The following is a 7796-nucleotide window of genomic DNA, read 5'->3' as shown; positions in this document are numbered from 1 at the left end:
TTGAGCGGGCCGGGCGGCTTTGGTTGTCTTCACACACTCCAGATACCAGCCCGGCCCTCTTTTTGGCTACTCCACGCTGTCCTGTGGCCCTACCCTCGTCTGTCAGGGCACAGAATTTATTTTGAACAGTCCAGGCGCACCCGGAAGCTGGGCATGGGCGTGGTGTAGGCCACCCTGGCAGCCCGCAGGTAACCCGCCGTCATTTTCTGGGGGTTCAGCGTGACCACCAGCTTTGTGGCTGCGGGAACACTGGCCGCTGGCATACGGGCATCTTGCACCTGGAACTTAAGTTGATAGGTGATCCCACCCGCCTGGGTCACGTCTTTATAAATCAACGGCTCGTCTGCCGCGCGTTCCTGGAACTGGAAGGTATTGCCGTCCACGCCGACCAGCTCGATGGCTTCCAGACCCGTGTCGTGAAGGTTGAGCTTGGTGGCTGTGCCGTTTCTCAATTCCACGGTCACGCCCCAGCCCGGCCCCAGCCCAACATCAGCTCCAATCGGCACGATCTTTCTGACGGTCATGCGCCACACGCCGTTGAACAGTGTTTCCCCAATACAGCCCTCCAGCGAGGCCCGTTGATTCGCGCCGCCAGGCGAGGTGGACGGGGCTGCGCTGCCCAGTGTGAGTGTGCTGCCTGTCAGGCTGCTGGGAATCCCCAATGTTTTGAGGGTCGAGAGCGGCACATACGTCTGTCCGTTCACGACGATGGCCCTGGCCGGGGCAGGTTGCCCATTGACCACCAGCGAATAACTCTGGGCAACGGCGGCGGGCGTGAGGGCGAGAGCGAGGAGGGCGAATACCGTTCGTTTTGACATGGTTTTCTCCTGAAGTGTCCTGTCCTCAGTAGAGGATCAGCGTGAAACCCAAATCAAGACCGGAAAGATAAGAATCACTCGACTTACGCGCGACCACAATGACCGAGTCGTTTTCGTAAGTGACGCCTGAAATTCTGGGAATATCGCAGGAAGATACGAAACATTTGCTCCGATCATCTGTCTGGGTGGCGGCAGCGAAGGGACTCCGGGTGTCAAAGCCGAAGATCACGCGCCACTGTCCAACACTGCTCTCCAGCAAATAACTGCAAGGAACGGTGTTCATGGCCGCCCCCGTGAGCTGCGAGTTGTAGCAGCGCGCGATTTGCTGTCCGGCGGGCTTGGTCACGTCCACGATCACCATGCTCTTGGCCCAGCCGCCGAAGCCTGGCGTTTGCACCGCGTTGCCCACGGCCTTTATGGCAATCGGGCCTTCGCCCTTCACGCCAAACCCGCTGGTGCTGTTCACGCTGCCCTCGCCGCCCCCGCAGGCGCTGAGCAGGAGGGCCAAACCGATGAGAAGAGAGATGAACTGCCGGCGATATCGCGTCACATCAACCGTCTTTTGATTGGAATGAAGGCGGGCGAGCGCCAAACATCCCGCCCACACTCCTGCTTACTGCGGCAGGATCCCGGTGCTGGCCTGCCCGGTGAAGGTCTTCACCCACGTCCACGGCAGGTACACGTAGCCCTGATCGCCCCAGCAGTCGCCCCACGAGTTCTTGACGATGAAGTACCCGAAGTCGTCGGCCACCGGCTGGTTGGGCAGCTTCTTCTGAAGGTTCTGGCTGGAGATAAAGCCAGTGACGGTCATCACGTGGGTCAGTTGGAAATCGGCATTGCCATTTGGCAGCTTGTTCATGCTCTTGTTCGGCGCGTAGCCGTTGGCGTCGGGGGCCACGTAGCGCATGTCCAGGGTCAGGGTGGTGGCGTGGCCCAACACCGAGCGCAGCAGCAAGATGACCATGCTGCGGTCCAGGTCGCTCTGGTCCCAGAAATCGGTAGGAAAGCCCATGCGGTAGCTGCTGCCCGCGCCCGTATTGGGCAGCCGCCGCAGCATGTACAGCTTGCCGCCTACCAGCGTCACGTACCAGTCACTCTGATCGGTGGTATTGGAACAGGGGCCGTAATTCACGGTGCGGTCGTGGTAGTTGTTGCAAGACTGGCTGTAGGTCTGCTTTTTGGCGTCGGCAATCCGGCTCAGGCTCTTGTTGTACTGCCACTGTGACTCGTAGGCGAAGGTGTAATTGGCTGCGCTCGCTTTCTGGGCAATGCCGATGGGATCGCCGCCCTCGCCGAACTTGCGGGGTGCCCACTCCAGAAAACGGTGGCCCGCGTAATCCTCTTCCGAGAGGTTGACCAACTTGTGATCCCGCCGGGCAATCTCGGCTTCCAGGGCGGCCACGGTGGCAAAGGCCCAGCAGGTGCCGCGTTGCCCCTGATCCTTGACGGTGGTTGTCAGGTCTTTCAGCGGCCAGTCGAAGTTCTTGTAGAGGCCCACGGTGGCGGGCACCTGGCAGGCTCCCTTCTGCGTGCGGTCAAGCTGGTCTTTTGATCCTGTTTCGGCATTGGCCGGATCGAGCAGGTATGCGATGTTGTAAATCTCGGCTCCGTACTCGCGGATCACGTCGCTGGCCTTCTTGTTCAGAATCAGCAACCTGTCGGCGCTGTAGCTCTTGACCTCGTCCGGGGCAGGCAGGCCGAACTGCTGCACGGTGTTGTTCAATTTCTTGAGGGTGATGTCCAGATCGGTGTACAGCGTGCTGTACAGGTTGTACTGATTGACCTGGCTGGGAAAGGTGCGGGCGTGCGTCGCCAGCACAGCTTTGCCGAACGCGCCTCCCATCAACGTGACCGTCTTGGGGCCGCCTGCCGTGGGCACGCTGACCAGCCGGTCTCCATCAGCATTGATGGCGTCCGCCGCCGGGGGATTCAGAATGGCGCTGAACTCCGGGTACTGCTTGATGTACGCGCGGGCATCGGCGTCGTCCTGCGCGTCCTGCTTTTCCTGGGCGGCCTGTTCTTTGGCAAGGTCTTGCTCGGTGATGACCTTACCGCCATTCTTGACGGCTTCCATGAACTGTGCGGGCGTCACGGTCTCAATATTCGCGGGTGCCGCGCCGCCGAATTCAGGCTGGGCCTTGAAAAAGGCGGCCTGGGCGTTGTCTGGTGGAGGATTTCCGCCGCCGCCGGAGGAACCGCAGGCGGCCAGGGCCAGGGTCAGCAGAATCAGGACGGGAGGCAGCTTGGACTTGGGCATGGTGTTCTCCTTGGGGTCTGGATGCTCCGGGGCTTAAGAAGGGTGTTTAAGGTCCGTGCCGCAGCGCACGCAGTAGCGGGCATACGGCGAGGTAATGGGCGCGTGGCACTGCGGGCAGGCGTCCAGCAGCCGCGTGCCGTCGTTGGCGCAGTAGCGCTCGCCAGAAGTGGTCGGCACCGCCCGCGCGCAGCGGGGACACAGGCGGTAGCGCACGGCGGCGGTGGGCGCAGAGGTGGTGGCTGAATCCAGACTGCCAGCGGGGTCGTCTGGGGGTTCGCTGCTGGAGTCCACGAGAAAGCCTCCTGAATGGAGATGGGGGGAGCCGGGGAATCAGGCGGGCGCGTTCAGTCGATCCGCACCGATTCGGGAACCAGGCGCCAGAGCTGGCACGCGCCGTCTGCATACGCGGAACCGGGATTCAGGCCCAGTGTCGCCGTGCAGTTCACCGCGTCCAGATACTGCCCATTGATCTTGAGTTGCAGCCGGGAGTAGCCGTCGCCGTTCGGCACGAACTTCCAGAGTTGGCACGCGCCGCCCGCGTAGGTGGAGCCGGGATTGAGGCTGATGGGCGTGGAGCAGTACGCCGCGTCCAGGTACTGTTTGTTGGCCTTGAGTTGCAGCCGGTAATAACCGCTGCCCGCTGGAACGAGTCGCCACAGCTCACACGCGCCGCCTGCGAAACTGGACCCCGGATTCAGGGTGACGGGCGAGGCGCAGTGGTCGGCGTCCAGGTACCGCCCGTCCGATTTAAGTTGCAGGCGGTAGAACTGTGGCGATTGGGCCAGGGCCGATGTGGCGCTGGATGCCACCACGCCAGCGGCGCACAGCAGCAGAGCTGTTCTAAACATGATGTCTTCCCCCCCGGGATTGAAGAGGCCGCGCCGGAAAGGGCCAGGAGTGACCTGAGCTTCCGAAGTGGCCAAGGCTGGTGAATGCCGGAGCCGACTGTTCCGTGGTTGTGTCCTTCCCCCCTCCTTGTTCCTACAGCCTGAACCGGCCCCGGTGATACGCCGGTCAGCAAAAGGGGAGGTTGCGCCGCCCAGCTTGGGTCGGGAGGCTGGCAGAAGGGGGCGTTCAGCGGGCTGCGCCGAGAAAAGACGGGCAGCGTGAAAGCCGCCCCTCACGACAAGGAAGCTGATTCCAATCACTGAAAATGAGGCTCAACAAGCCTGATTCTCTGGGCGGAGCGAGGAGTGAAAAAGACCAGTGCCAGAAATGGAGGCGGATTGCTCGGCGCTTTTCTGAGGATTCAGTTGGAATTTGGGTGACTGGTGTGCGCTGACATCTCGTTTGTTTATCGGAACCAGGCGGGATTCAGGCCGGGGCGTTTGCCTGTGCGCCCTGCGTTTCTAGAAAGTGCGTTTCCAAAAAGGCCGCCCAGTCTTCGGGCAGCGCTTCGCCCAGCTCTGCAAACCCCTGCCGCGCGGCAGCGTAGAAGCGGCCCAGGCTGCGGTGGTTACCAGCGGCCCGCAGTGCCCGCAGGGTCAGCGCCAGGGTGGCCCGGTCATAGGGACTGGCCCCGCACAGTAAGCGGCCCACCCGGGCAGCCTCGGCGGGGTGTTCCGTGCACAGCGCCCCAGCGCGGGCGAGCAGCGCACCGTATAGCGTGTCGGCCATCGGGCCGCCGGGTTCCGCTTCCTCGCCTGCCAGATAGGGGCCGTGCCACAGGGCCGTGTCACCAGCCTGCAAGAACAGCTCGGCGTCGGATTGCACCTCGCCCAGTGCGTAGCCTCTCTCGGTGGTCTGAATGACGCCTGTTCCCAGCGCGGCGCGGGTCTGGTGAACCAGTTCCTTGAGGGCCGAGGCCGCCTGACTTTCCTCTGTGCCTGGATAGAGTGCGTCAGTGAGTGTCAGGCGCGCCGCGTCCGGGCGGCCCCGCAGGCGGCTGTCAAGCAGGCAGGCCAGCAGCTCGCGGCGTTTGCGGCCCCGCACTGCGGATGATGCGCCGGGAGGGCCAAAGCGCATTTCGCCCAGCACCTCCAGGCGCAAAACCAGAGGAGAGGCGTCTGTCTGCGCCACTGCTGAACCTTGCGCCCGTTCTGGCCGCAACTCTGGAAAGGCGCGCGTCACGGCGGCCATGTTCAGTGGCAGATGCTGGGCGGTAAACCAGTCCAGGCAGGCCCGCGCCGCATCAGGGTCGTGTCGTTCGCGGGCCAGCTCCAGACGACATTGCCACGCGGCCTCGTGGAATTCGGCGGCACTGGCCGCTTCCAAAGCCGTCTGAAAGGCGCTGGCGGCCTCTTCCCGCCGCTCCAGGGCGCGCAGGGCCAGGCCGCGCGAATTCAGGGCGCTGACGCGCAAGAGGGGCTGGGGCAGGGTTTCGGCCAGCGCCAGGGCCTCGTCGGCGGTGGCCAGGGCCGCGTCTGGCTGTGCGTTCAGGCCCTCGGCCTGCGAGAGCAGGGCCAGACTGGTGCTTCGCAGCGGCGGATTGCCCAGTTGTTTGGCCAGGGTCGCCGCGTTGCGGGAGTGGCGCAGCGCCAGGTACGGGGCGTGCGGCGTGGGCCACTCGGCGTACAGGCTGCCCAGCGCCAGCTCGGCGTTGACCAAGATGGGCGAGAGCTGGGCGTCCAGCACGGACACCGCCTCCTGAAGCCGCTCCTCGGCCTGTTCAAAGTGGGTCTGGTGGATCAACAGATCGCCCAGCATGACCAGCGAGTGGGCGTAGGCGCGCAGATCGCCCACCGCCAGCAGCTCGCCTGCCGCTTCCTCAATGTCTGGCCTGGCCGCATCGGCCTCGCCTGCGCGCAGCCGCGCCTGGGAGCGGTTGACCAGCGCCGCCGCCCGTTGCCGCCGGAAGCCGTGCTGCTGGCTCAGGGCAATCAGCTCGGCCCAGACCTCGTGCGCCTGGGTCAGTTGCCCCTGATAATAATGGGCATTGGCAAGCGAGTTGAGCAGGGCGGCGCGTTCCTCGGGGGTCACCGCTCTGGACAGGGTGGCCCCGGCCAGCACCTGGGCCTCAGCAGGCTGCCCGCCCAGCACCAGCGCGCCCACCACCCGGCTGATCAGTTTGACGCTGCTCCCCTCCTGCGCCGTAGGATGTTCGCGCCACAGCGCCAGCGCCCCCGCCGTGTCGCCGCCCAGCAGCCGAACCGAGAGCTGGTGCTGCCACGCCTCGGGCTGGCCCGCGAAACTATCCAGCAGGGCCAGCGCTGGGTCCAGCAGCCCCCGCTGCGCCTGAAGTTCAGCGGCCCGGAGGCGCACCGCCGGGTCGTCCGGGCTGGCCGCCAGGGCCAGGTCACACAGCCGCCCAGCCTCGCCCAGATCGCTGTTCTGGAGGACTGACGCCGCTGTCAGGGCCAGCCGGGCGCGTTCCTCGCCTGCGGCGTGGCGGGCGGCCAGCGCCTGGAAGCGGGCCACCTCGCCCGGCCCCGTCGCCGCATCTGCCGCGTGTGCGTACAGGGCCAGCGCCTGTTCGGCGGGCAACTGCGCTTCCTCGGCAAAGGCGGCGGCGTGGCCCGGTTGCCCTTCCAGCGCCCGCACGGCCCGCCGCGCCGCCGCCAGACGCTGCCCAGCGGAGCGGCCCTGCCGGAAGACCTCGCGGTACAGCGGGTGAACGAACTGCCCCCCGGTGACGATGCCCAGCCGTTCAAGCTGTCTCAGCGCCTGCACGGCCTCAGTCACGGACAGGCCCGCGCAGTCGGCCAGCAGCGGTTCCCCGGCTCCAGGCAACAGGGCCAGGGCGTCCAGCATGGCCTCCAGCGGTGCCTCGCCCGCGTCTTGCAAGCTGCGCCCGATGACCGCCTCCACCGTTCCCGGCAGTGACTCGCCCTGCGGAACGCGCCAGCGCCAGCGGTCCCCGCTGTTCCACAGGTGACCCTGCCGCGCCAGCAGCCGGAAGTATTCCAGCGTGAACAGCGGATTGCCGCGCGCCCGCTCGTCCATCCAGGCCAACGCCCCGGCGGGCAACTCAGCCCCGGCCTCGGCAGTCAACATGGCAGCGCTGGCCTGGGGTGAAAGGCGCTCCAGGGCCAGAACCAGCGCACCGTCTGGCCAGTCCTCGGGCGGCGGCAGGCGGCTGCTCACCAGCAGGGCGGCTCCGCGTGTCCTGGCCACGGCGGCGGCCAGTTGAGCATTCAGTTGGATGCGGGCGTCGTCCGCTTCGTGGAGATCCTCAAGACACAGGACGAAGGGCGCGAGCTGGCCCAGCAGGGCGGCCAGAATGTCGGCTGCTGGCATGGTGACGGCCCGGCCCAGTTCCAGACCCTCCAACGCCGCCCTCGTCCAGTCGCGCAACCGGACCGGGCGCGGCAGGGCGCGGATCAGTTCAGGCAGGGGCAATCGGGCCGCAAGCGTCACGCTGCGGTACGGCGTTTCCTGCAGCAGCGCGCGGTTGGTGTAGGACTTGCCGATGCCGGCCTCGCCCCACAGATACGCGGCCAGACCAACCCGCCGTGCGGTCAAGGCACGGAGTCGCTGGCCCAGCACTGTCAAGGGAACGTCCATCTGAGCCTTCAGCATAAGTCCGCAGGAGGTTCGCGGCTTGACCGGGTGCAAAAGACGAAGGACCACGTCCGGAAGTTTCTCAGGCGCGGTGAGGAGTTGTTGCTAAACCTCGTCCTGTGTTGCGGGAGCGGCCTTGAGATGCTGGTAAACCGGAGCCTGACGCGATCCATTTCGCATGCCAATGAAACAATGGTTCGGACAGTTTTGACGAAAAGTAGGGGTGGCCCAAAAAACGGGTCTCCGGTAGGGTGAGGTTCTCAAGCCCACACCCAAGGAGA

General features: G+C 65.3%; 6 protein-coding genes. All 6 read right to left on the bottom strand.

What is annotated here, in order from left to right:
* Window positions 1–116: 116 nt before the first annotated feature.
* Entirely contained in the window at window positions 117–818 is a 702-nt protein-coding gene (locus Q319_RS0121765) for a hypothetical protein (RefSeq protein ID WP_029484516.1), read from the bottom strand.
* Window positions 819–843: 25 nt separating this feature from the next.
* On the bottom strand, window positions 844–1410 hold the full coding sequence (locus Q319_RS0121760; protein ID WP_029484515.1) for a hypothetical protein: 567 nt from the start codon (window positions 1408–1410) through the stop codon (window positions 844–846).
* Window positions 1411–1431: 21 nt separating this feature from the next.
* A complete protein-coding gene (locus Q319_RS0121755) occupies window positions 1432–3075 on the bottom strand; it encodes a C1 family peptidase (protein WP_029484514.1) in 1644 nt (547 codons plus the stop codon).
* A 33-nt stretch (window positions 3076–3108) separates the two neighbouring features.
* The gene (locus tag Q319_RS0121750) at window positions 3109–3366 is read right to left on the bottom strand and encodes a zinc ribbon domain-containing protein (protein WP_029484513.1); all 258 of its coding nucleotides are present in this window, start codon (window positions 3364–3366) and stop codon (window positions 3109–3111) included.
* 53 nt (window positions 3367–3419) lie between these two features.
* Window positions 3420–3923: an RICIN domain-containing protein gene (locus tag Q319_RS0121745; RefSeq protein ID WP_029484512.1), complete on the bottom strand. Its 504-nt coding sequence runs from the start codon at window positions 3921–3923 to the stop codon at window positions 3420–3422.
* A gap of 466 nt (window positions 3924–4389) precedes the next feature.
* Window positions 4390–7518, bottom strand: a complete 3129-nt coding sequence (locus Q319_RS0121740) for a tetratricopeptide repeat protein (protein WP_034416259.1) — start codon at window positions 7516–7518, stop codon at window positions 4390–4392.
* Window positions 7519–7796 lie beyond the last annotated feature (278 nt).

It is taken from the genome of Deinococcus marmoris DSM 12784 (genome assembly GCF_000701405.1).
Lineage (GTDB): Bacteria > Deinococcota > Deinococci > Deinococcales > Deinococcaceae > Deinococcus > Deinococcus marmoris.
The sequence above is the reverse complement of the archived record's forward strand: the minus strand, read 5'-3'. Positions and strand labels throughout refer to the sequence as shown.